The 19,917-nt window shown below is 61.3% G+C and carries 22 protein-coding genes; 21 read left to right on the top strand and 1 reads right to left on the bottom strand.

What is annotated here, in order from left to right:
• Window positions 1-2: 2 nt before the first annotated feature.
• The 15 genes from fliH (at window position 3) to flhB (ending at window position 12,234) form a co-directional block, all read left to right on the top strand.
• Window positions 3-809, top strand: a complete 807-nt coding sequence (gene fliH, locus DXT77_RS19535) for a flagellar assembly protein FliH (protein ID WP_119428821.1) — start codon at window positions 3-5, stop codon at window positions 807-809.
• Window positions 799-2,157 (top strand): flagellar protein export ATPase FliI, encoded by a 1,359-nt coding sequence (gene fliI, locus DXT77_RS19530; protein WP_119428820.1) that lies wholly within the window; start codon window positions 799-801, stop codon window positions 2,155-2,157. The genes fliH and fliI overlap by 11 nt, the downstream gene beginning before the upstream one ends.
• Before the next feature lie 6 nt (window positions 2,158-2,163).
• The gene (gene fliJ / locus DXT77_RS19525; protein WP_119428819.1) at window positions 2,164-2,613 is read left to right on the top strand and encodes a flagellar export protein FliJ; all 450 of its coding nucleotides are present in this window, start codon (window positions 2,164-2,166) and stop codon (window positions 2,611-2,613) included.
• A 101-nt stretch (window positions 2,614-2,714) separates the two neighbouring features.
• On the top strand, window positions 2,715-3,020 hold the full coding sequence (locus tag DXT77_RS19520) for an STAS domain-containing protein (RefSeq protein ID WP_119428818.1): 306 nt from the start codon (window positions 2,715-2,717) through the stop codon (window positions 3,018-3,020).
• 5 nt (window positions 3,021-3,025) lie between these two features.
• Entirely contained in the window at window positions 3,026-4,729 is a 1,704-nt protein-coding gene (locus DXT77_RS19515) for a fused response regulator/phosphatase (RefSeq protein WP_119428817.1), read from the top strand.
• 30 nt (window positions 4,730-4,759) lie between these two features.
• The gene (locus DXT77_RS19510; RefSeq protein WP_119428816.1) at window positions 4,760-5,107 is read left to right on the top strand and encodes an Hpt domain-containing protein; all 348 of its coding nucleotides are present in this window, start codon (window positions 4,760-4,762) and stop codon (window positions 5,105-5,107) included.
• Window positions 5,108-5,212: 105 nt separating this feature from the next.
• Window positions 5,213-6,589 (top strand): flagellar hook-length control protein FliK, encoded by a 1,377-nt coding sequence (locus tag DXT77_RS19505; RefSeq protein WP_119428815.1) that lies wholly within the window; start codon window positions 5,213-5,215, stop codon window positions 6,587-6,589.
• Window positions 6,590-6,801: 212 nt separating this feature from the next.
• A complete protein-coding gene (gene fliL / locus DXT77_RS19500; protein ID WP_085733741.1) occupies window positions 6,802-7,305 on the top strand; it encodes a flagellar basal body-associated protein FliL in 504 nt (167 codons plus the stop codon).
• A 9-nt stretch (window positions 7,306-7,314) separates the two neighbouring features.
• Window positions 7,315-8,283 carry a flagellar motor switch protein FliM gene (fliM, locus tag DXT77_RS19495; protein ID WP_003222890.1) on the top strand — a complete coding sequence of 323 codons (969 nt, stop codon included), beginning with the start codon at window positions 7,315-7,317 and terminating at the stop codon, window positions 8,281-8,283.
• Between the two features lie 56 nt (window positions 8,284-8,339).
• Entirely contained in the window at window positions 8,340-8,798 is a 459-nt protein-coding gene (gene fliN / locus DXT77_RS19490; RefSeq protein WP_085710472.1) for a flagellar motor switch protein FliN, read from the top strand.
• Window positions 8,799-9,278, top strand: coding sequence for a flagellar biosynthetic protein FliO (fliO, locus tag DXT77_RS19485; RefSeq protein ID WP_225739953.1), 480 nt, complete (start codon window positions 8,799-8,801; stop codon window positions 9,276-9,278). It begins immediately after the preceding gene.
• Window positions 9,278-10,036, top strand: a complete 759-nt coding sequence (gene fliP, locus DXT77_RS19480; RefSeq protein ID WP_085710474.1) for a flagellar type III secretion system pore protein FliP — start codon at window positions 9,278-9,280, stop codon at window positions 10,034-10,036. The genes fliO and fliP overlap by 1 nt, the downstream gene beginning before the upstream one ends.
• Window positions 10,033-10,302, top strand: coding sequence for a flagellar biosynthesis protein FliQ (gene fliQ / locus DXT77_RS19475; RefSeq protein ID WP_085710476.1), 270 nt, complete (start codon window positions 10,033-10,035; stop codon window positions 10,300-10,302). The genes fliP and fliQ overlap by 4 nt, the downstream gene beginning before the upstream one ends.
• 3 nt (window positions 10,303-10,305) lie before the next feature.
• Window positions 10,306-11,091 carry a flagellar biosynthetic protein FliR gene (gene fliR / locus DXT77_RS19470; RefSeq protein ID WP_085733738.1) on the top strand — a complete coding sequence of 262 codons (786 nt, stop codon included), beginning with the start codon at window positions 10,306-10,308 and terminating at the stop codon, window positions 11,089-11,091.
• A 3-nt stretch (window positions 11,092-11,094) separates the two neighbouring features.
• Window positions 11,095-12,234 (top strand): flagellar biosynthesis protein FlhB, encoded by a 1,140-nt coding sequence (gene flhB, locus DXT77_RS19465; RefSeq protein WP_119428814.1) that lies wholly within the window; start codon window positions 11,095-11,097, stop codon window positions 12,232-12,234.
• Window positions 12,235-12,418: 184 nt separating this feature from the next.
• Here flhB and DXT77_RS19460 read toward each other — a convergent pair whose 3' ends face one another.
• Window positions 12,419-12,793, bottom strand: coding sequence for a DUF6124 family protein (locus tag DXT77_RS19460; protein WP_119428813.1), 375 nt, complete (start codon window positions 12,791-12,793; stop codon window positions 12,419-12,421).
• 607 nt (window positions 12,794-13,400) lie between these two features.
• On the opposite strand from DXT77_RS19460, the gene flhA reads away from it, so the two are divergent.
• The 6 genes from flhA (at window position 13,401) to DXT77_RS19430 (ending at window position 19,908) form a co-directional block, all read left to right on the top strand.
• Complete coding sequence (gene flhA, locus DXT77_RS19455; RefSeq protein WP_119428812.1) at window positions 13,401-15,530, top strand: flagellar biosynthesis protein FlhA; 2,130 nt, start codon at window positions 13,401-13,403, stop codon at window positions 15,528-15,530.
• A gap of 11 nt (window positions 15,531-15,541) precedes the next feature.
• Window positions 15,542-16,882 carry a flagellar biosynthesis protein FlhF gene (flhF, locus tag DXT77_RS19450; RefSeq protein ID WP_119428811.1) on the top strand — a complete coding sequence of 447 codons (1,341 nt, stop codon included), beginning with the start codon at window positions 15,542-15,544 and terminating at the stop codon, window positions 16,880-16,882.
• A 113-nt stretch (window positions 16,883-16,995) separates the two neighbouring features.
• Entirely contained in the window at window positions 16,996-17,826 is an 831-nt protein-coding gene (gene fleN / locus DXT77_RS19445; protein ID WP_003222917.1) for a flagellar synthesis regulator FleN, read from the top strand.
• A complete protein-coding gene (gene fliA / locus DXT77_RS19440) occupies window positions 17,823-18,563 on the top strand; it encodes an RNA polymerase sigma factor FliA (protein WP_007951959.1) in 741 nt (246 codons plus the stop codon). The genes fleN and fliA overlap by 4 nt, the downstream gene beginning before the upstream one ends.
• A 167-nt stretch (window positions 18,564-18,730) precedes the next feature.
• Window positions 18,731-19,102 (top strand): chemotaxis response regulator CheY, encoded by a 372-nt coding sequence (locus DXT77_RS19435; protein ID WP_003183998.1) that lies wholly within the window; start codon window positions 18,731-18,733, stop codon window positions 19,100-19,102.
• 17 nt (window positions 19,103-19,119) lie between these two features.
• Window positions 19,120-19,908: a protein phosphatase CheZ gene (locus DXT77_RS19430; RefSeq protein ID WP_007951961.1), complete on the top strand. Its 789-nt coding sequence runs from the start codon at window positions 19,120-19,122 to the stop codon at window positions 19,906-19,908.
• The last annotated feature ends 9 nt before the right edge of the window (window positions 19,909-19,917 follow it).

The following is a 19,917-nucleotide window of genomic DNA, read 5'->3' as shown; positions in this document are numbered from 1 at the left end:
CCATGGGCAAGAACGACGACGATGTGACGGACCTGATCCGTGCCCGGGACGTCCGCGGCTTCGAAACCTGGGCCATCCCGAGTTTCGATCCGCCGCCACCGGAACCCGAGCCGGAGCCGGAGCCCGAACCGCCGGAAATGGAAGAAGTGCCGCTGGAGGAAGTCCAGCCACTGACCCTGGAAGAACTCGAAAGCATCCGTCAGGAGGCTTACAACGAGGGCTTTGCCATCGGCGAAAAAGAAGGTTTCCACAGCGCCACCCTCAAGGTGCGCCAGGAAGCCGAAGTGGTCCTCACCGCCAAGGTCAACAGCCTTGAGCAGTTAATGGTGAACCTGTTCGAGCCCATCGCCGAACAAGACACGCAGATTGAAAAGTCGCTGGTCGACCTCGTGCAGCACATCGCCCGTCAGGTGATCCAGCGCGAACTGGCCATCGACTCGACGCAGATCGAACACGTCATGCGCGACGCCCTCAAGCTGTTGCCGCTGGGCGTGGGCAATGTGCGGCTGTACGTCAATCCACAGGACTTCGAGCAGGTCAAAGCCCTGCGCGAACGCCATGAGGAAACCTGGCGCATCGTCGAGGACGAATCGCTGTTGCCGGGCGGTTGCCGGGTTGAAACCGAACACAGCCGGATCGATGCGAGCATCGAAACCCGTGTCGGTCAGGTCATGGCCAAGCTGTTCGATCAACTGCACGAACAAGCCTTGCACCCGGCCGAACCGGATCTGAGCCTCGACTTGCCGGAAACGCCGAAACCGGCCCCTGTCACCGACGAGCCGCTCGCGGACGCCCCCGATGCGCCTTGAACGCACCAGTTTCGCCAAGCGCCTGAGCACCTACGCCGAGGCCACCGAGATCCCCGGTGCGCCGATCCTCGAAGGGCGCCTGCTGCGCATGGTCGGCCTGACCCTCGAAGCCGAAGGCCTGCGCGCCGCCATGGGCACGCGCTGCATGGTGATCAACGACGACACCTACCATCCTTCTCAGGTCGAAGCCGAAGTCATGGGCTTCTCGGGCAGCAAGGTGTTCCTGATGCCGGTCGGCAGTGTTGCCGGTATCGCGCCGGGCGCCCGTGTGGTGCCGCTGGCCGATACCGGTCGTTTGCCGATGGGCATGAGCATGCTGGGTCGCGTGCTGGACGGCGCCGGACGTGCGCTGGACGGCAAGGGCGGCATGAAGGCCGAAGACTGGGTGCCGATGGACGGCCCGACCATCAACCCGCTCAACCGTGACCCGATCAGCGTGCCGCTGGACGTCGGCATCCGTTGCATCAACGGTTTGTTGACGGTCGGTCGCGGTCAGCGTCTGGGTCTGTTCGCCGGTACCGGTGTCGGTAAATCCGTCCTGTTGGGCATGATGACCCGCTTCACCGAGGCCGACATCATCGTCGTCGGCCTGATCGGTGAGCGGGGTCGGGAAGTTAAAGAATTCATCGAGCACATTCTCGGTGAAGAAGGCCTCAAGCGTTCCGTGGTGGTGGCGTCCCCTGCGGACGATGCGCCACTGATGCGTCTGCGTGCGGCGATGTACTGCACGCGCATCGCCGAATATTTCCGCGACAAGGGCAAGAATGTCCTGTTGCTGATGGATTCCCTGACCCGTTTCGCCCAGGCCCAGCGGGAAATCGCCCTGGCCATCGGCGAGCCGCCGGCGACCAAGGGTTATCCGCCTTCTGTTTTTGCCAAACTGCCGAAACTGGTGGAGCGCGCCGGTAACGCGGAGAGGGGCGGTGGTTCGATCACCGCGTTCTATACCGTGCTGTCCGAGGGCGATGACCAGCAGGACCCGATTGCCGACTCGGCGCGAGGCGTGCTCGACGGCCACATCGTGTTGTCCCGGCGCCTGGCCGAAGAAGGGCATTACCCGGCCATCGATATCGAAGCGTCGATCAGCCGTGTAATGCCGGCCGTGGTGCCGCCCGATCACATGGTCCGGGCGCAATTCTTCAAGCAGCTGTGGTCGCGTTACCAGCAGAGTCGTGACCTGATCAGTGTCGGTGCCTACGTCGCCGGCGGTGATCGCGAGACTGACCTTGCCATCAATCTGCAGCCACAACTGGTCAGATACCTGCGCCAGGGTCTGAACGACAGCATCAGCCTGGGCGAAAGCGAGGCCTACCTCGAAACAATTCTCGCCCCTGCGACCGGCGGGTAACCGGCCATGGCCCTGAGCCGCGCCGCGCGTCTGGCACCGGTGGTGGAAATGGCCGAAAAGGCCGAGAAAACCGCCGTGCAGCGTCTCGGGTATTTCCAGGGGCAGGTGAAAGTGGCCGAAAGCAAACTCGCCGACCTGCATGCCTTTCGTCTGGATTACTCCGAGCAGTGGATCGTGCGCGGCAGCACCGGGGTGACCGGGCAGTGGCTGCTCGGGTTCCAGGGGTTTCTGACCCAGCTCGATACGGCGGTCGACCAGCAACGGCAAAGCCTGCAGTGGCACCAGAACAATCTGGACAAGGCCCGCGAGGCCTGGCAACAGGCATTTGCCCGGGTCGAAGGCTTGCGAAAACTTGTACAACGCTATCGCGATGAAGCCCAGCGAGCCGAAGACAAGCGCGAGCAGAAGCTGCTGGACGAACTGTCCCAGCGCCTGCCGCGCCGTGATGCCTACTGACGGGTTGATCTCTGACAGTTTGCGGTGACTTCCTGCCTTGCCCCTTACCCTTGCAAGTGCTAAACCTTGTACAGGTTCGTCAATGACAAGGAAGCCAGTACATGTCAGTCGTTACAGAAGTTTCTCCGGATGGCCAAAAGCTGACGATCTCGATCAAGGGCCGGTTCGATTTCGGTCGCCATCAGGAGTTTCGCGAGTCCTACGAGCGACTCAATAAAAAGCCCGACTCCATCGTGGTGGATCTCAAGGATGCCACCTATCTCGACAGTTCGGCCTTGGGCATGCTGCTTCTGCTGCGCGATCATGCCGGCGGCGACGACTCGGACGTGCGGGTGGTCAACAGCAATTCGGATGTGCGCAAGATCCTCGCCATCTCCAACTTCGACAAACTGTTCGACATCAGTTGACGGCCATGCAGCCGCAAGAACCCCTGACGATCCTGATCGCCGAGGACAGCGCCGCTGACCGGCTGCTGTTGTCGACCATCGTGCGACGCCAGGGGCACGAGGTGCTGACGGCCACCAATGGGGCCGAAGCGGTCGAGGTATTTTCCCGTCAACAGCCGCATCTGGTGCTGATGGACGCGATGATGCCGGTCATGGACGGCTTCGAAGCCGCGCGGCAGATCAAGGTGCTGGCCGGTGAAAACCTGGTGCCGATCATATTCCTCACGTCGCTGACCGAAAGCGAAGCGCTGGTGCGATGCCTGGAGGCTGGCGGTGACGACTTTCTGGCGAAGCCATACAACCAGGTGATCCTGTCCGCCAAAATCAAGGCGATGGATCGCTTGCGTCGCCTGCAAGCCACGGTGCTGGAACAGCGCGACCTGATTGCCCGGCACCACGACTACCTGCTCAACGAGCAGCGGGTCGCCAAGGCGGTTTTCGACAAGGTCGCGCATTCCGGCTGTCTGAGTGCGCCGAACATCCGCTACCTGCAATCACCCTATGCGCTGTTCAACGGCGACCTGCTGCTGGCGGCCTACACGCCGGCCGGCGACATGCATGTGTTGCTCGGTGACTTCACCGGGCATGGTCTGCCGGCGGCGGTAGGGGCCATGCCCCTGGCGGAAGTGTTCTACGGCATGACTGCCAAGGGTTACGGGCTGGCCGAAACCCTGCGGGAAATGAACGCCAAGCTCAAGCGCATCCTGCCAGTGGACATGTTCTGCTGTGCCACGCTGCTCTGCCTGAGTTTTCAGCGGCGCAGCGTGGAGATCTGGAACGGCGGCATGCCCGACGGCTATCTGCATCGCATCGCCACGGGCGAGCGGGTACCGCTGGCGGCGCGGCACCTGCCTCTGGGGGTGCTCAGCCCGCAGGCCTTTGACGATCAAACCGAAGTGCTGTCGATGGCGGTGGGCGATCGGGTGTTCCTGTTGTCCGACGGAGTGATCGACACCTGCGACGCCAATGACCAGCTGTTCGGTGTCGAACGCTTGCAGCGGGTGTTTGCCGGCAATCGCCAGCCGGATCGGCTGTTCGCCGAGATCGAACAGGCGTTGCAGGATTTTCGCGGCGAAGCCCGGGACGATGTGAGCATGGTCGAGGTCAGCCTGCTGGAAATGGCGCAGGTCAATCCGCCGGCGCCGGTCTATTCCGACAGCGGTCAGTCGTGCCCGCTGGACTGGTCGGTGAGTTTCGAATTTCGCGGCGCCACGCTCAAACGCTTCAATCCTTTACCCTACCTGCTGCAATTGCTGCTCGAAGTGCATGGCTTGCGCACGCAGAGTGGCGCACTGTACAGCGTGCTCGCCGAGCTTTACTCCAATGCGCTGGAGCATGGGGTGCTGGGGCTGGACTCCAGCCTCAAGCGCGACGCTTCGGGTTTTGCCCGTTACTATGAACAGCGCAATGCGCGCCTCGATGCCCTGCAGGATGGATATGTGCGCGTGCATCTGGAGGTTCGCCCAGAGGGCGAGGGCGGTTGTCTCGTCGTGCGTGTCGAAGACAGTGGCAAAGGCTTTGACGTGGCTCGGGTGATGGAACGGCCGCTCGACGGTGTCCGCCTGTCGGGGCGCGGCGTCAGTCTGATCCGGCAATTGAGCAGGAATCCAAGCTGGTCGGACGATGGTCGTAGTGCTCGCGTGGAGTTTTTCTGGGAGGCTCTGGCATAATCCGCGCATTCTTGATCAAGGAGTGAACAAGTGACTGATGCCTGTGTAGATCGCGACGTACTGAGTGCGTTGCAAGAAGTCATGGAGGATGGCTATCCGGAATTGCTGGATACTTTCCTGGCAGATTCCGAAGCGCGCCTGCGTGAACTGCAAAAAACCGCCGATGCCGACGCCTTGTCGTCGGTGGCTCATAGCTTCAAAGGCAGTAGCAGCAACATGGGCGCCACCCGCCTGGCTGAGCTCTGTCAGGAGCTGGAACAGCACGCCAAAGACAAGAGCCCGTCCGAAATCATCAAGCTGGTGGCCGACATCCATGACGAGTTTGCGGATGTACGCCCCGTCTATGAAGCCGAGCGACAGCGCTCTCCCGCCCATTGAATCAACCGTCCGGCGTTTTTATCCGGCGCCGGACGAAACTGGCCCGGCACTTGCAGTCATCTCGTTCAACTGTACCTACGATCCCAGTGCAGCGGAGACCGTGCCATGCCTGCAACCCCTAACATTCTTATTCAGACTGCCGCCCAGGCCAAGGCGCAAGCCGCCTCTGCCAAACCGTCAGTGGTGGCCGCAGGCCCCGGGGACAAGGCTTCGAGCTTCGCTCAGGTGTTTGCCGATCAGGGGCAGAACAAGCCTGCCGTCACGGTCGATAACTCGGTAAAACCTGCACGTGACAAGGTCGCCGACAACAGCGGCAAGAAGGACGCTGGCAAGGACCAGTCTGCCGCTCCGGACGCCACGGTTGCCGATAGCGGCAAAGCCTTGCCCGCCGACAAAACCTCGTCGACCGCAACGGATGATTCGGTAGCCAGTGACGATACCTCCGATACGCCGACCGCGCCGGTCGCCGACACCACCCCGGTTGTGGATCCGACGCTGGACCCGGCGCTGATGCAGGTCGTTCAGCCGGTCGTCACGCCGCCGGTTGTCGCTGCACCGGTCGTTGAAACACCTCCGGTGAAGCCAGAGGCCCAGGCGCCGGCGGTGGCGGCATTGCCGGTGGCCGCTACTGCAACAGCACCTGCCGTTGACAGTGATTTCGATCCCGAGGCCGATCCACTCGATTCGATGCCGGCCTTGCGCATGGCGATGGAGCAGAGCGGTCACATTTCCGCGTCCAGCCAGTCGCAACCCAAGGCGACGCCGGCCCAGACCCAGGCTGACGGCGAGCTGACCTCGGCTCAGACTTTTGCCGCCGGCATGGCCAGCATGCTGGATGTGCAGGCCGACAAAGACAGCACCAGTCAGGGCGGCGAAAAAGCCTTCAGTGGTCTGATCGACGATGGTCTGAAAGACCTGAAATCCGCAACCAGCGATACTCGCGTCGATGATTTCGCCAACCGTCTGGCGGCACTGACCCAGGCGGCCACACCGAAAACCGCCAACGCGGTGCCGGTGAACCAGCCGATCGCCATGCATCAGAACGGCTGGACCGAAGAAGTGGTCAACCGCGTCATGTACCTGTCGAGCAACAACCTGAAGTCTGCCGATATCCAGTTGCAGCCGGCCGAACTGGGTCGCCTGGATATCCGGGTGAACATGGTGCCGGACCAGCAGACCCAGGTGACCTTCATGAGTGCTCACCCGAGCGTTCGCGAAGCGCTCGACGGCCAGATGCATCGCCTGCGTGACATGTTCACCCAGCAAGGCATGGGGCAGGTCGATGTCAACGTTTCCGACCAGAACCGTGGCTGGCAAGGGCAGGGTCAGGAGCAGGCGCAGCAGGGCCAGACGGGGCGCACCAGCGCCGCCGGCGGTCGCCTGGACTCTTCGGAAGAGGAGTTGACGCCAGCTGCCGTGGCTGAAGCGGCTGCTGCCACCACCCACGTGATCGGCTCCAGCGCCGTCGACTACTACGCCTGATTCGGCATTGAAAAAACTGTGGGAGCCAGCCTGCTGGCGATGGGTTCCTGATGGTCAACATAGATGTTGACTGCCAGGCCGCTATCGCCAGCAGGCTGGCTCCCACATTGTTTTGCTGTGCGCCCGATCCCTCCCTCCGACACTTCTGGCATAACACTTGCTCTTGCCTTGCCGTGCGACTGTGAAAACCCGATTAGTGACGGATTATTGGCATGGCGAAGAGCGAAGCAGCAGCAGTAAAAGACCCCGCAACCAAAGGCAAACTCAAGATGATCATCGCGATCGTGCTCGGGTTGCTGCTGGCCATCGGCGCGTCTGTGGGGGCGACGTGGTTCTTCATGCACAGCGCCCAGAGCAAACCTGCGGCTGCCGTGGAAACCGCTCCGGTCGGCAAGCAGCCGGCGATTTTCGAGCCGATGGCGCCGGCCTTCGTGGCCAACTACAACCAGAACGGCCGTCAGCGCTACATGCAGGTGAGCATCACCATGCTGGCGCGCAACCAGGCCGATCTGGAAGCGCTCAAAGTGCACATGCCGGTGATCCGCAACAACCTGGTGATGCTCTTCTCCGGTCAGGATTTCGCCACTTTGGCGACCCCGGTCGGCCAGGAGATGTTGCGCCAGAAGGCCACGGCCAGCGTCCAGGAAGTGGCGCAGAAAGAGCTGGGCAAAGTGGTGATCGAACAGTTGCTTTTCACTAATTTCGTACTGCAGTAGGAACACGACATGGCCGTGCAGGATCTGCTGTCCCAGGATGAAATCGACGCGCTGTTGCATGGCGTCGACGATGGTCTGGTACAGACCGATAACGCTGCCGAACCCGGCAGTGTCAAAAGCTACGACCTGACCAGCCAGGATCGCATCGTCCGTGGACGCATGCCGACTCTGGAAATGATCAACGAGCGTTTTGCCCGCTACACCCGCATCAGCATGTTCAACATGCTGCGCCGCTCGGCGGACGTTGCCGTCGGTGGCGTGCAGGTGATGAAGTTCGGCGAATACGTGCACTCGCTGTACGTACCGACCAGTCTCAACCTGGTCAAGATCAAACCCCTGCGCGGCACCGCGCTGTTTATCCTCGACGCCAAACTGGTGTTCAAGCTGGTGGACAACTTCTTCGGCGGCGACGGCCGTCACGCGAAGATCGAAGGGCGTGAATTCACCCCGACCGAACTGCGTGTGGTGCGGATGGTGCTGGAACAGGCGTTCGTCGACCTGAAAGAAGCCTGGCAGGCGATCATGGAAGTCAACTTCGAGTACATCAACTCGGAAGTGAACCCGGCCATGGCCAACATCGTCGGCCCGAGCGAAGCGATCGTGGTCTCCACGTTCCACATCGAACTCGACGGCGGTGGCGGCGACCTGCACGTGACCATGCCGTACTCGATGATCGAGCCGGTGCGCGAAATGCTCGACGCCGGTTTCCAGTCGGACCTCGACGACCAGGACGAGCGCTGGGTCAACGCCCTGCGCCAGGACGTGCTCGATGTCGACGTGCCGATCGGTGCCACCGTGGCTCGCCGCCAGTTGAAACTGCGCGACATCCTGCACATGCAGCCGGGTGACGTGATCCCGGTCGAGATGCCGGAAGACATGATCATGCGCGCCAACGGCGTGCCGGCCTTCAAGGTCAAGATGGGCTCGCATAAAGGCAACCTCGCGTTGCAGGTGATCGAGCCGATCGAGCGCCGCTGAAGCGGCGCAACACCCCTTACGCCTTTAACTGAATTGTTGCCCGCCGAGGACAAATGATGAACGACGAAATGAACGCCCAGGACGATCAGGCACTGGCCGACGAATGGGCTGCCGCCCTGGAAGAAACCGGTGAAGCCGGGCAGGCCGACATCGACGCGCTGCTGGCCGCCGACGCTGGCGTTTCGAGCTCCAACCGTCTGCCGATGGAAGAGTTCGGCAGCGTGCCGAAAAGCAACGAGCCGGTCAGCCTGGACGGTCCGAACCTGGACGTGATCCTCGACATCCCGGTGTCGATCTCGATGGAAGTGGGCAGCACCGACATCAACATCCGCAACCTGCTGCAACTCAACCAGGGTTCGGTGATCGAGCTTGATCGTCTGGCCGGTGAGCCGCTGGACGTGCTGGTCAACGGCACCCTCATCGCTCACGGCGAAGTGGTCGTGGTCAACGAAAAGTTCGGCATCCGCCTGACCGACGTGATCAGCCCAAGCGAACGCATCAAGAAGCTGCGCTGAGTGAAAAAGGTTCTGGGTTCCTTGCTGGCCGCGGTGCTGGCGCTGCCATTGACGGTCATGGCCGCCGAGCCTGCGGCTGCGACTGCCGCTGCGGCGTCTCCTGCGGCGCCCGCGATTGCTCCGGCGGTCAGCAGTGGCGTCGCCGGGCAATTGACGCAACTGGTGTTCGGCCTGCTGCTGGTGCTGGGGTTGATCTTCTTCCTCGCCTGGCTGCTGCGCCGGGTGCAGAACGCAGGGCCGGCGGGCAAGGGGCAGGTGATCGAATTGATCGGTTCCCGCGCGCTCGGTCCGCGTGATCGCTTGATGCTGGTTCAGGTCGGCAACGAGCAGATCCTGCTGGGCCTGAGTCCCGGCACCATCACTGCGCTGCACGTACTCAAGGAGCCGGTGGACGTGCCGGCCACCTCCGAAAAAGCGACTCCGGAATTTGCCCAGCATCTGTTGAAGATCCTCGGCAAGGATCAGAAGGATAAGAAGTAATGGGTGCGTTGCGCATCGTCTTGACCCTGGCCTTGATGTTGGCCGCGCCACTGGCGTTCGCCGCCGATCCGTTGTCGATCCCGGCGGTTACCCTGGGCACCAACGCCAACGGGGCGCAGGAGTATTCGGTCAGCTTGCAGATCCTGCTGATCATGACGGCGCTGAGCTTCATCCCGGCCGCCGTCATCCTGATGACCAGCTTCACCCGGATCATCATTGTCTTCTCGATCCTGCGTCAGGCCCTCGGCCTGCAACAGACGCCGTCGAACCAGATCCTCACCGGCATGGCGCTGTTCCTGACCCTGTTCATCATGGCGCCGGTGTTCGACCGGGTGAACAACGATGCGCTGCAACCGTACCTGGCGGAGAAGCTCACCGCCCAGCAAGCGGTGGAAAAGGCCCAGGTGCCGATCAAGGACTTCATGCTCGCGCAGACCCGCTCCAGCGATCTTGAGCTGTTCATGCGCCTGTCCAAGCGCACCGATATCGCGACGCCGGATCAGGCGCCGCTGACCATTCTGGTGCCGGCGTTCGTTACGTCTGAACTGAAAACCGCGTTCCAGATCGGCTTCATGATCTTCATTCCGTTCCTGATCATCGACCTGGTCGTGGCCAGTGTGCTGATGGCGATGGGTATGATGATGCTGTCGCCGCTGATCATTTCCCTGCCGTTCAAGATCATGCTGTTCGTGCTGGTTGACGGATGGGCGCTGATCATCGGCACCCTGGCCAGCAGTTTCGGAGGTGTTTCGCCATGACCCCAGAAGTAGCGGTCGACATCTTTCGCGAAGCCTTGTGGCTGACCACGATGATGGTCGCGATCCTGGTGGTCCCGAGTCTGCTGGTGGGCCTGCTGGTGTCGATGTTCCAGGCGGCGACGCAGATCAACGAACAGACCCTGAGCTTTCTGCCGCGTCTGCTGGTGATGCTGGTGACCCTGATCGTCGGCGGTCCGTGGATCATCCAGACCTTCATGGAATACATCATCCAGCTGTACAAAAACATTCCGCTGGTCATCGGCTAGGCCATGCAGTCGCTGCTTCAGTTGACCGACACCCAGATCAGTACCTGGGTGGCGACGTTCATGCTGCCGCTGTTTCGCATCGGCTCGATGCTGATGGTGATGCCGGTCTTCGGCACCACGCTGGTTCCCAAGCGCATCCGCCTGTACCTCGCACTGGCGATCACCGTGGTGATCTCGCCCAACCTGCCGCCCATGCCGGCGGTCAGTCCTCTCGATCTCAGCGGGCTGCTGATGATTGCCGAGCAGATTCTGGTCGGGGCGGTGCTCGGGTTCTCCCTGCAACTGTTCTTCCAGGCGTTTGTCATCGCGGGGCAGATCGTTGCGATCCAGATGGGCATGGGCTTCGCTTCGATGATCGACCCCACCAACGGCGTGTCGGTGGCGGTGATCGGGCAATTCTTCACCATGCTGGTGACGTTGCTGTTCCTCGGCATGAACGGTCACCTCGTGGTCTTCGAGGTGCTGACTGAAAGCTTCACCACGCTGCCGGTCGGCGCCGGTCTGATGACCGCGCATTACTGGGAACTGGCCGGCAAGCTCGGCTGGGTGCTCGGTGCGGCATTGATGCTGGTGCTGCCGGCGGTCACCGCACTGCTGGTGGTCAACATTGCGTTCGGCGTGATGACCCGGGCGGCGCCGCAATTGAACATCTTCTCGATCGGTTTCCCGCTGACTCTCGTCCTTGGCCTGTTCATTGTCTGGGTCGGACTGGCGGACATTCTCAACCAGTATCAGCCGCTGGCCGTCGAAGCCTTGCAGCTGCTACGCGAACTGGCACAGGCGCGCTGAGTCATGGCAGAGAGCGAGAGCGGTCAGGACAAGACAGAAGACCCCACGGAGAAGCGCAAGAAGGACTCCCGGGAAAAGGGTGAGATTGCGCGCTCCAAGGAACTCAACACCCTGGCGATCATGCTCGCCGGTTCCGGCGCGCTGCTGGTGTTCGGCGGGATGCTGGCGCAGGACCTGATGGAACTGATGCGCATGAACTTCACGCTGTCGCGCGAAGTGATCATGGATCAGGGCTCCATGGGCAAGTTCCTGATGAGTTCCGGGCTGTCAGCGCTGCTGGCGATTCAGCCGATCATGATCACCTTGCTGCTGGCGGCGTTTCTCGGGCCGATTGCTCTCGGTGGCTGGCTGTTCGCCGCGGGCTCTCTGGCGCCCAAGTTCAGTCGGATGAACCCGTTGTCCGGTATCAAGCGCATGTTCTCCATGAAGTCGGTGGTCGAACTGCTCAAGGCGCTGGCTAAATTCCTGATCATTCTGGCTGTGGCGCTGGTGGTGTTGTCCGGTGATGTCGACGACCTGCTGCGCATCGCTCATGAACCGATGGACCGGGCCATCATTCACAGTCTGCAAGTGGTGGGCTGGAGCACGCTGTGGATGGCGTGCGGATTGATCATCATCGCGGCCGTCGATGTGCCCGTGCAGATCTGGGAGAGCATCAAGAAGCTCAAGATGACCAAGCAGGAAGTGCGCGACGAGCACAAGGACCAGGAAGGCCGGCCGGAGGTCAAGCAGCGGATTCGTCAGGTCCAGCGCGAGATGTCGCAGCGGCGGATGATGGCGGCGATCCCGGAGGCCGACGTGGTCATCACCAACCCGACCCACTATGCCGTGGCGCTCAAGTACGACTCGGAGAAGGGCGGGGCGCCGGTGCTGCTGGCCAAGGGCACCGACTTCCTGGCGCTGAAAATCCGCGAGATCGCCACCGCCAACGAGGTGATGCTTCTGGAGTCGCCGGCCCTGGCGCGTTCGATCTACTACTCCACCGAGCTGGAAGAAGAGATTCCCGGCGGCCTGTACCTGGCGGTCGCTCAGGTACTGGCTTACGTCTACCAGATCCGCCAGCACCGCGCGGGCAAGGGCAAGTTGCCGGAACCGCTCAAGGACGACCTGCCGATTCCGCCGGATTTGCGGCGCGATTCCTGATAGTGATGAAGCAAAAAAAACCGCCTCCGGTTGAACCCGGTGGCGGTTTTTTTATGCCCGATGACCTGTGTTGGTTGTGAGGCCGCTTTCGCGAGCAGGCTCGCTCCCACAGGTGACCGCGTTCCATTGTGGGAGCGAGCCTGCTCGCGATGACGTCAGCCGCCACGACACATCTCTCAAGCCTTTACGTGGAAGTCTGCGACGACGGTAGTTCCAGATTATTCAGCACCCGATTCGCTGCCAGTTCCCCAAGCATGATCAGTTGCCCGATACCCGTCAGCGTCCTGCGCTGCGAGGCGGGCATGAGGTGGGCGAAGTCATTGGCGATGGTTCTGGCGGAGGCGAGGGTTTCGCAGAGCTCGACCAGCAGCTCTTCGTTTTTGAAGTCCGCGGTGACGGCAAACATCCGGCGGGTTCTGCGCGGTGGTGGCGTGGAGCCGGGCGGGCAGAGGTAGTGATCGAGGGCGCGGTCGGCGGCTTCGTGAAGCTTTCTGGAATCGAGGGATTCGTAGGGCGAGGCGGGGTCGGTTTCGGGTGGATTGGGAGTTGGTTTGATCATGGTGAAGCTCCTATAAAGTGGAGCCGCCAGGAACTGTCGCTAAACAGTAAGGTGGCGGCTGTACGCAGGTTAGCGAACCGGTTATAGGCACCCGGCAGACCCGAAGGTCTCCCGCATACAGCCACCATAGCGGAGTCGCAGGCATTGAGTCTGCGACAAGGCATGGAGCGCTGGTGCACCTATTTATGATTCGAGTCGCTAAACCCGATCGCTGATTCGTCAGCGACCGACCCACAATAGAACCCGACCCCAAGGCGCACAAGCCGGCGGATTCTGGCGTAGCTGTAGGCAATGGCGCAAGAATTCGTAGCCTCGAAGGCGTGTCTGAAGGTGTCTTTTAAACACCCGAGTTTAAAAGGCATTTTGTGCTGGCTTCTCGGGCCTCTTCGCGAGCAGGCTCGCTCCCACATTTGGAATGGCATTTCCCTGTGGGAGCAACGGTGCGACGATTCGACCTGCTCGCGAAGGCGACACCCCGCTCAGCAGAAAAACCACGCTCAAACCCCTCTGTTTCAATCATCGGCAAAAGTTGGAAGGCTTCTTGCAGTAGCCGCCGTGCGCCCGCTCGGGGCGTCAAAAGTTTGCTTTAAAGGAACGGGGAAAACCGGTGGATCGCTCTCAGTTAATCAACAGTGCCCGCAGTAACCTGACGGAGCTCAGCCGGGGCAATCTGGGTGTGCCGCTGTTGCTGTTGGTCATGCTGGCGATGATGATGTTGCCGGTGCCGCCGTTCCTGCTCGACGTGTTCTTCACCTTCAACATTGCCCTGTCGATCGTCGTGCTGCTGGTCTGCGTGTACGCCTTGCGGCCACTGGATTTTGCGGTGTTCCCGACGATCCTGCTGGTGGCGACGCTGCTGCGACTGGCGCTGAACGTGGCGTCGACGCGGGTGGTGATGCTCCACGGTCAGGACGGCCACGCCGCTGCCGGTAAGGTGATCCAGGCTTTCGGTGAGGTGGTGATCGGCGGTAACTACGTGGTCGGTATCGTGGTCTTCGCGATCTTGATGATCATCAACTTCGTCGTGGTGACCAAGGGTGCGGGGCGGATTTCCGAGGTGAGCGCGCGCTTCACCCTCGATGCGATGCCCGGCAAACAAATGGCGATCGACGCCGACCTCAACGCCGGCCTGATCGACCAGGCCCAGGCCAAGGCCCGCCGTCAGGAAGTGGCCCAGGAAGCAGAGTTCTACGGTTCGATGGACGGTGCCAGCAAGTTCGTCCGCGGTGACGCCATCGCCGGCCTGCTGATTCTGTTCATCAACCTGATCGGCGGTATGGCGGTCGGTATCTTCCAGCACAACATGACATTCGCTGATGCGGGCAAGGTTTACGCCTTGCTGACCATCGGTGACGGTTTAGTGGCGCAATTGCCATCACTGTTGTTATCTACAGCTGCAGCGATCATGGTGACCCGTGCTTCCGGTTCGGAAGACATGGGCAAGCAGATCAATCGCCAGATGTTCGCCTCGCCGAAAGCGCTGGCGGTAGCGGCCGGTCTGATGGCGGTCATGGGCCTGGTGCCGGGCATGCCGCATTTCTCGTTCCTGACCATGGCCGCCCTGGCTGCCGGTGGCGCATACCTGTTCTGGAAGAAGCAGAACGTGGCCAAGGTGCAGGCGCTGGAAGAGGTCAAGCGTCAGCAGGAACTGCTGCCTTCGCCGGCCCGCGCCATGGAAACCAAGGAGCTGGGCTGGGACGACGTGACGCCCATCGACATGATCGGCCTGGAAGTCGGCTATCGCCTGATTCCGCTGGTGGATCGCAACCAGGGCGGCCAGTTGCTGGCGCGGATCAAGGGCGTGCGCAAGAAGCTCTCGCAGGATCTGGGCTTCCTGATGCCGACCGTGCACATCCGCGACAACCTCGACCTGGCACCGAGCGCCTACCGCCTGACCCTGATGGGCGTGATCCTGGCCGAAGCCGAGATCTACCCGGATCGCGAACTGGCGATCAACCCGGGGCAGGTCTACGGCACGCTCAACGGCATTACCGCCAAAGATCCGGCTTTCGGCCTGGAGGCTGTGTGGATCGAAGTCAGCCAGCGCGCCCAGGCGCAATCGCTCGGCTACACCGTGGTGGACGCCAGCACCGTGGTCGCCACCCACTTGAACCAGATTCTGTACAAGCACTCCAGCGAGCTGATCGGCCACGAAGAAGTGCAGCAACTCATGCAATTGCTGGCCAAGAGCTCGCCGAAACTGGCGGAAGAGCTGGTGCCGGGTGTGGTCACGTTGTCGCAGCTGCTGAAAGTGTTGCAGGCGCTGCTGGCCGAACACGTGCCGGTGCGCGACATCCGCAGCATTGCCGAAGCCATCGCCAACAATGCCGCCAAGAGTCAAGATACCGCCGCTTTGGTGGCCGCTGTGCGGGTTGGCGTATCCCGTGCAATCGTCCAAAGCATTGTAGGGACTGAGTCCGAGCTGCCAGTCATCACGCTGGAGCCAAGGTTGGAACAAATATTGCTCAATAGTCTGCAGAAGGCAGGACAAGGCTCGGAAGAGGGCGTTCTGCTTGAGCCAAGCATGGCCGAGAAGCTGCAACGTTCGCTCATCGAAGCGGCGCAGCGTCAGGAAATGCAAGGTCAGCCGGTGATCCTGTTGGTAGCAGGCCCGGTTCGCGCGATGCTCTCGCGCTTTGGTCGCCTGGCAGTTCCCGGACTGCATGTGCTGGCCTACCAGGAAATTCCGGACAACAAGCAAGTGACCATCGTTGCGACAGTAGGGCCCAACGGCTGAGGTAGTGGTTTATGCAAGTTAAGCGTTTTTTCGCCGCCGATATGCGTCAGGCCATGAAGCTGGTTCGTGATGAGCTGGGCGCTGATGCCGCCATCATTGGCAACCGCCGCATTGCCGGCGGCGTCGAGCTGACGGCGGCGCTGGATTACAAACTGTCGGCGCTGGCGCCACGGGTTCCGAACATGGAACTCGAAGACGAGCTGCGCAAGACTCAGTCGCGCATCGTCACTGCCCAGGCCGAGCTGAGCATGCGTGGTGAGGCCGACGGCAGCACCAATCGCCAGTTGTTCTCCGGTCTGCCATTGACCGCCGGCCTGCCGCTGACAGCAGCCGAGCCTCTGACAGAACCGACGTACGCCGCACCGGTCCGTCCAGCCCCGGCCCCTGCGCCGGTTGCCGCTGGCGTCGATCCGCGTGCGCTGGATTCGATGCGTTTCGAACTCAACAGCCTGCGCGAGCTGATGGAAGTGCAGCTCGGCACCCTGGCCTGGAATCAGCTGCAAGGCAGCCGTCCGGCCCAGGCGAACCTCTATCGTCGTCTGCAGCGCATCGGTCTGTCCGGCCCGTTGTCCCGCGACCTGCTGGCGCTGACCAGCGATATCGAAGAGCCTCGTCAGGCCTGGCGCATGCTGCTCGCGCACCTGGCGCGGATGATCGCCACACCGGAAGTCGAGCCGCTGGAAGAGGGCGGTGTGATTGCCATGGTCGGCCCGGCCGGCATGGGCAAGACCACCACCCTCGCCAAACTGGCTGCCCGTTACGTGCTCAAGTACGGCGCGCAGAACATTGCGCTGGTGAGCATGGACAGTTTCCGTATCGGTGCTCAGGAACAGTTGAAAACCCTGGGCCGGATCCTCAATGTGTCGGTGACCCACGTCGACCCGGGCCAGTCCCTGGTGCAGGCGCTGGATCCACTGCTGCGCAAACGCGTGGTGCTGATCGACACCGCCGGCCTGCAGGCCAGCGATCCGGCACTGCGCATGCAGCTGGAAAGTCTGGCCGGTCGTGGCATTCGGTCGAAAAATTATCTGGTGCTGGCAACCACCAGCCAGAAACAGGTTCTAACCGCCGCTTATCACAGTTACAAGCGTTGCGGGCTCGCCGGGTGCATCCTGACTAAACTGGATGAGACGGCCAGCCTTGGCGAAGTGCTGAGCCTGGCGATCAGTCATGAACTGCCGGTCGCCTACCTGACCGACGGCCCACGGATTCCGGATGATCTGCATCTGCCGCGCCGTCATCAATTGGTCAGCCGCGCCGTCAGCGTGCAAATGCAGGAAGAACCCAGCGAAGAAGCCATGGCTGACATGTTCGCTGATATCTACCACAGCCCGACCAAGCAGGTTGGCTGAGGTAATGAACAGTTTTTGTACCTACATCGATGGTCTGCCACGCATTGTTCCGGTTGTGAACGCGCAGCCAGTAATGTGGCCTCCGTCTATGCAAGACAAGGTAAAGAAATAACATGGGCAGCATGCATCCCGTACAGGTGATCGCGGTGACCGGCGGCAAAGGTGGCGTCGGCAAGACTAACGTGTCAGTGAACTTGTCCCTGGCGCTGGCAGAGCTTGGCCGTCGGGTCATGCTGCTGGATGCCGACCTGGGTCTGGCGAACGTCGACGTTCTGCTGGGCCTGACGCCCAAACGTACTTTGGCCGATGTGATCGAGGGCCGCTGCGAGCTGCGCGACGTGCTGTTGCAAGGTCCCGGCGGGATCCGCATCGTGCCGGCCGCTTCCGGCACGCAAAGCATGGTTCACCTGAGCCCGGCCCAGCATGCCGGCCTGATCCAGGCGTTCAGCGACATCGGTGACAATCTCGACGTGCTGGTGATCGACACCGCTGCGGGTATTGGTGACTCGGTAGTCAGTTTTGTTCGCGCTGCGCAAGAAGTGTTGCTGGTGGTCTGCGACGAGCCGACCTCGATCACCGACGCCTACGCGCTGATCAAGCTGCTCAACCGCGATTACGGCATGAACCGCTTCCGCGTCCTGGCCAACATGGCCCAGAGCCCGCAGGAAGGTCGCAACCTGTTCGCGAAGTTGACCAAGGTCACGGATCGCTTCCTCGACGTCGCCTTACAATACGTCGGTGCGGTGCCTTACGACGAAAGCGTGCGCAAGGCGGTGCAGAAGCAGCGTGCGGTCTATGAAGCCTTCCCGCGTTCCAAGTGCGCACTGGCATTCAAGGCGATCGCGCAAAAGGTCGACACCTGGCCGCTGCCCGCCAACCCGCGCGGCCATCTCGAATTTTTCGTCGAGCGCCTCGTGCAGCAAACGGCAGGACCTGTGCTATGACCGCCAGCGGTATGAACCTTTACAAAAAGTCGGCGCGTGATGCGCAGTACGAGCTGATCGAGCGTTACGCGCCACTGGTCAAACGCATCGCCTACCACTTGCTGGCGCGGCTGCCGGCCAGTGTGCAGGTCGAAGACCTGATCCAGGCCGGGATGATCGGCCTGCTCGAAGTCTCGACCAAATACGACGCCAGCAAGGGCGCCAGTTTCGAAACGTACGCGGGCATCCGGATCCGCGGCGCGATGCTCGATGAAGTACGCAAGGGGGACTGGGCACCGCGCTCGGTTCACCGCAATACCCGTATGGTCAGCGACGCGATTCGCTCGATTGAAGCTAAAACCGGCCGTGACGCTAAAGATCACGAGGTTGCGGCCGAACTCCAGTTGAGTCTCGACGATTACTACGGGATTTTGAACGACACCCTGGGCAGCCGACTGTTCAGTTTCGACGACCTGTTGCAGGACGGCGAACACGAAGGGCTGCACGAGGATGGCGCCAGTGCTCATCTTGAGCCGTCACGCGATCTGGAGGATGAACGCTTCCAGGCGGCGCTGGCGGACGCGATTGCCAATTTGCCGGAGCGTGAGCGACTGGTGTTGGCGCTGTACTACGACGAAGAACTGAACCTCAAGGAAATCGGTGAAGTCCTTGGCGTCAGTGAATCGCGGGTCAGCCAGTTACACAGCCAGTGCGCGGCCCGCTTGCGGGGGCGTTTGGGGGAGTGGCGAGCGCGCTGAAGGCAGTGTGGGGACACTGCGAACGAGGCTGGTGCGGTGGTGAACGGCACCGGTCTTGCTCTGTTGTGCTCCAGACAGTCGTCGAGTGCTTTGCCGGATTGATTGAAATGGCGCGTTCAGGTGCTGGACGCGTTTAAGACTGCTTGGAGGTCGAATTGAACAAAGACATGAAAATCCTCATCGTTGATGACTTCTCAACGATGCGGCGGATCATCAAGAACCTGTTGCGTGACCTCGGGTTCACCAACACCGTTGAAGCCGACGATGGCACCACCGCCATTCCGGTGCTCAACAGCGGCAGCATCGACTTTCTGGTGACCGACTGGAACATGCCCGGCATGACCGGTATCGACCTGCTGCGTCACGTGCGCGCCGATGAAAAACTCAAGCACCTGCCGGTGCTGATGGTGACCGCTGAAGCCAAGCGCGAGCAGATCATCGAAGCGGCCCAGGCCGGCGTTAACGGCTACGTGGTCAAACCTTTCACGGCTCAGGCGCTGAAAGAAAAAATCGAGAAGATTTTCGAACGCATCGGCTGATGACGCGCGGGGGAGCTATGGAGCATAAAGAATCTTCACAGGGCGACTTTGAGTCGACGCTGAAAAAACACGCGGTCGAACTGGTCGAAAGCCTTGAAAAAGGCAGGTTCGGCGACGCTGTGCAACTGATCCATGAGCTCAATCAGACCCGTGACCGTGGCCTGTACCAGGAAGTCGGCAAGCTCACGCGCGAACTGCACAGTGCAATCGTCAACTTCCAGATCGACCCGCACATGCCGCAGGCCGAGGAAGTGTCGCAGATCACTGATGCGACCGAGCGCCTGGGCTATGTGGTCAAGCTGACCGAAGCCGCGGCCAACCGCACCATGGATCTAGTGGAAAGCGCCACGCCGGTGGTCAATGGTCTGGCTGATGAAGCCCAAGCGTTGAGTGCCGACTGGGGACGTTTCATGCGCCGTGAAGTCGGGGCTGAAGAGTTCCGCGAGCTGGCGCGTCGGGTCGACGGTTTTCTGGCACGCAGCAGCGCGGACAATCGCGCGGTGTCGAGCAACCTCAACGACATTCTGCTGGCCCAGGATTACCAGGACCTCACCGGTCAGGTGATCAAGCGCGTGACCCAACTGGTCACCGAAGTCGAAAGCAATTTGCTCAAACTCGTCCTTATGGCCAGTCAGGTTGACCGCTTTGCGGGCATCGAACATGACCGTGCGGCGATGCTCGCTGAAAAAGATCCACAAAAACATCTCTCGCAGGGTGAAGGTCCGCAGATTCATGCCGATAAACGAGAAGACGTTGTGTCCGGTCAGGACGATGTGGACGATTTGCTATCCAGCCTTGGATTTTAGTTTTCTGGG

This window comes from Pseudomonas sp. 91RF (genome assembly GCF_003576265.1).
Lineage (GTDB): Bacteria > Pseudomonadota > Gammaproteobacteria > Pseudomonadales > Pseudomonadaceae > Aquipseudomonas > Aquipseudomonas kribbensis.
Note: the sequence above shows the minus strand (reverse complement) of the source record. Positions and strands in the feature narration are given on the sequence as shown.

Bases quoted from the DNA above. Each gene is read 5' to 3' on its own strand.
- fliH (WP_119428821.1), top strand. From the start codon at position 3: ATGGGCAAGAACGACGACGATGTGACGGACCTGATCCGTGCCCGGGAC.
- fliI (WP_119428820.1), top strand. From the start codon at position 799: ATGCGCCTTGAACGCACCAGTTTCGCCAAGCGCCTGAGCACCTACGCC.
- fliJ (WP_119428819.1), top strand. From the start codon at position 2,164: ATGGCCCTGAGCCGCGCCGCGCGTCTGGCACCGGTGGTGGAAATGGCC.
- DXT77_RS19520 (WP_119428818.1), top strand. From the start codon at position 2,715: ATGTCAGTCGTTACAGAAGTTTCTCCGGATGGCCAAAAGCTGACGATC.
- DXT77_RS19515 (WP_119428817.1), top strand. From the start codon at position 3,026: ATGCAGCCGCAAGAACCCCTGACGATCCTGATCGCCGAGGACAGCGCC.
- DXT77_RS19505 (WP_119428815.1), top strand. From the start codon at position 5,213: ATGCCTGCAACCCCTAACATTCTTATTCAGACTGCCGCCCAGGCCAAG.
- fliL (WP_085733741.1), top strand. From the start codon at position 6,802: ATGGCGAAGAGCGAAGCAGCAGCAGTAAAAGACCCCGCAACCAAAGGC.
- fliM (WP_003222890.1), top strand. From the start codon at position 7,315: ATGGCCGTGCAGGATCTGCTGTCCCAGGATGAAATCGACGCGCTGTTG.
- fliN (WP_085710472.1), top strand. From the start codon at position 8,340: ATGAACGACGAAATGAACGCCCAGGACGATCAGGCACTGGCCGACGAA.
- fliP (WP_085710474.1), top strand. From the start codon at position 9,278: ATGGGTGCGTTGCGCATCGTCTTGACCCTGGCCTTGATGTTGGCCGCG.
- fliQ (WP_085710476.1), top strand. From the start codon at position 10,033: ATGACCCCAGAAGTAGCGGTCGACATCTTTCGCGAAGCCTTGTGGCTG.
- fliR (WP_085733738.1), top strand. From the start codon at position 10,306: ATGCAGTCGCTGCTTCAGTTGACCGACACCCAGATCAGTACCTGGGTG.
- flhB (WP_119428814.1), top strand. From the start codon at position 11,095: ATGGCAGAGAGCGAGAGCGGTCAGGACAAGACAGAAGACCCCACGGAG.
- DXT77_RS19460 (WP_119428813.1), bottom strand. From the start codon at position 12,793: ATGATCAAACCAACTCCCAATCCACCCGAAACCGACCCCGCCTCGCCC.
- flhF (WP_119428811.1), top strand. From the start codon at position 15,542: ATGCAAGTTAAGCGTTTTTTCGCCGCCGATATGCGTCAGGCCATGAAG.
- fleN (WP_003222917.1), top strand. From the start codon at position 16,996: ATGGGCAGCATGCATCCCGTACAGGTGATCGCGGTGACCGGCGGCAAA.
- fliA (WP_007951959.1), top strand. From the start codon at position 17,823: ATGACCGCCAGCGGTATGAACCTTTACAAAAAGTCGGCGCGTGATGCG.
- DXT77_RS19435 (WP_003183998.1), top strand. From the start codon at position 18,731: ATGAAAATCCTCATCGTTGATGACTTCTCAACGATGCGGCGGATCATC.
- DXT77_RS19430 (WP_007951961.1), top strand. From the start codon at position 19,120: ATGGAGCATAAAGAATCTTCACAGGGCGACTTTGAGTCGACGCTGAAA.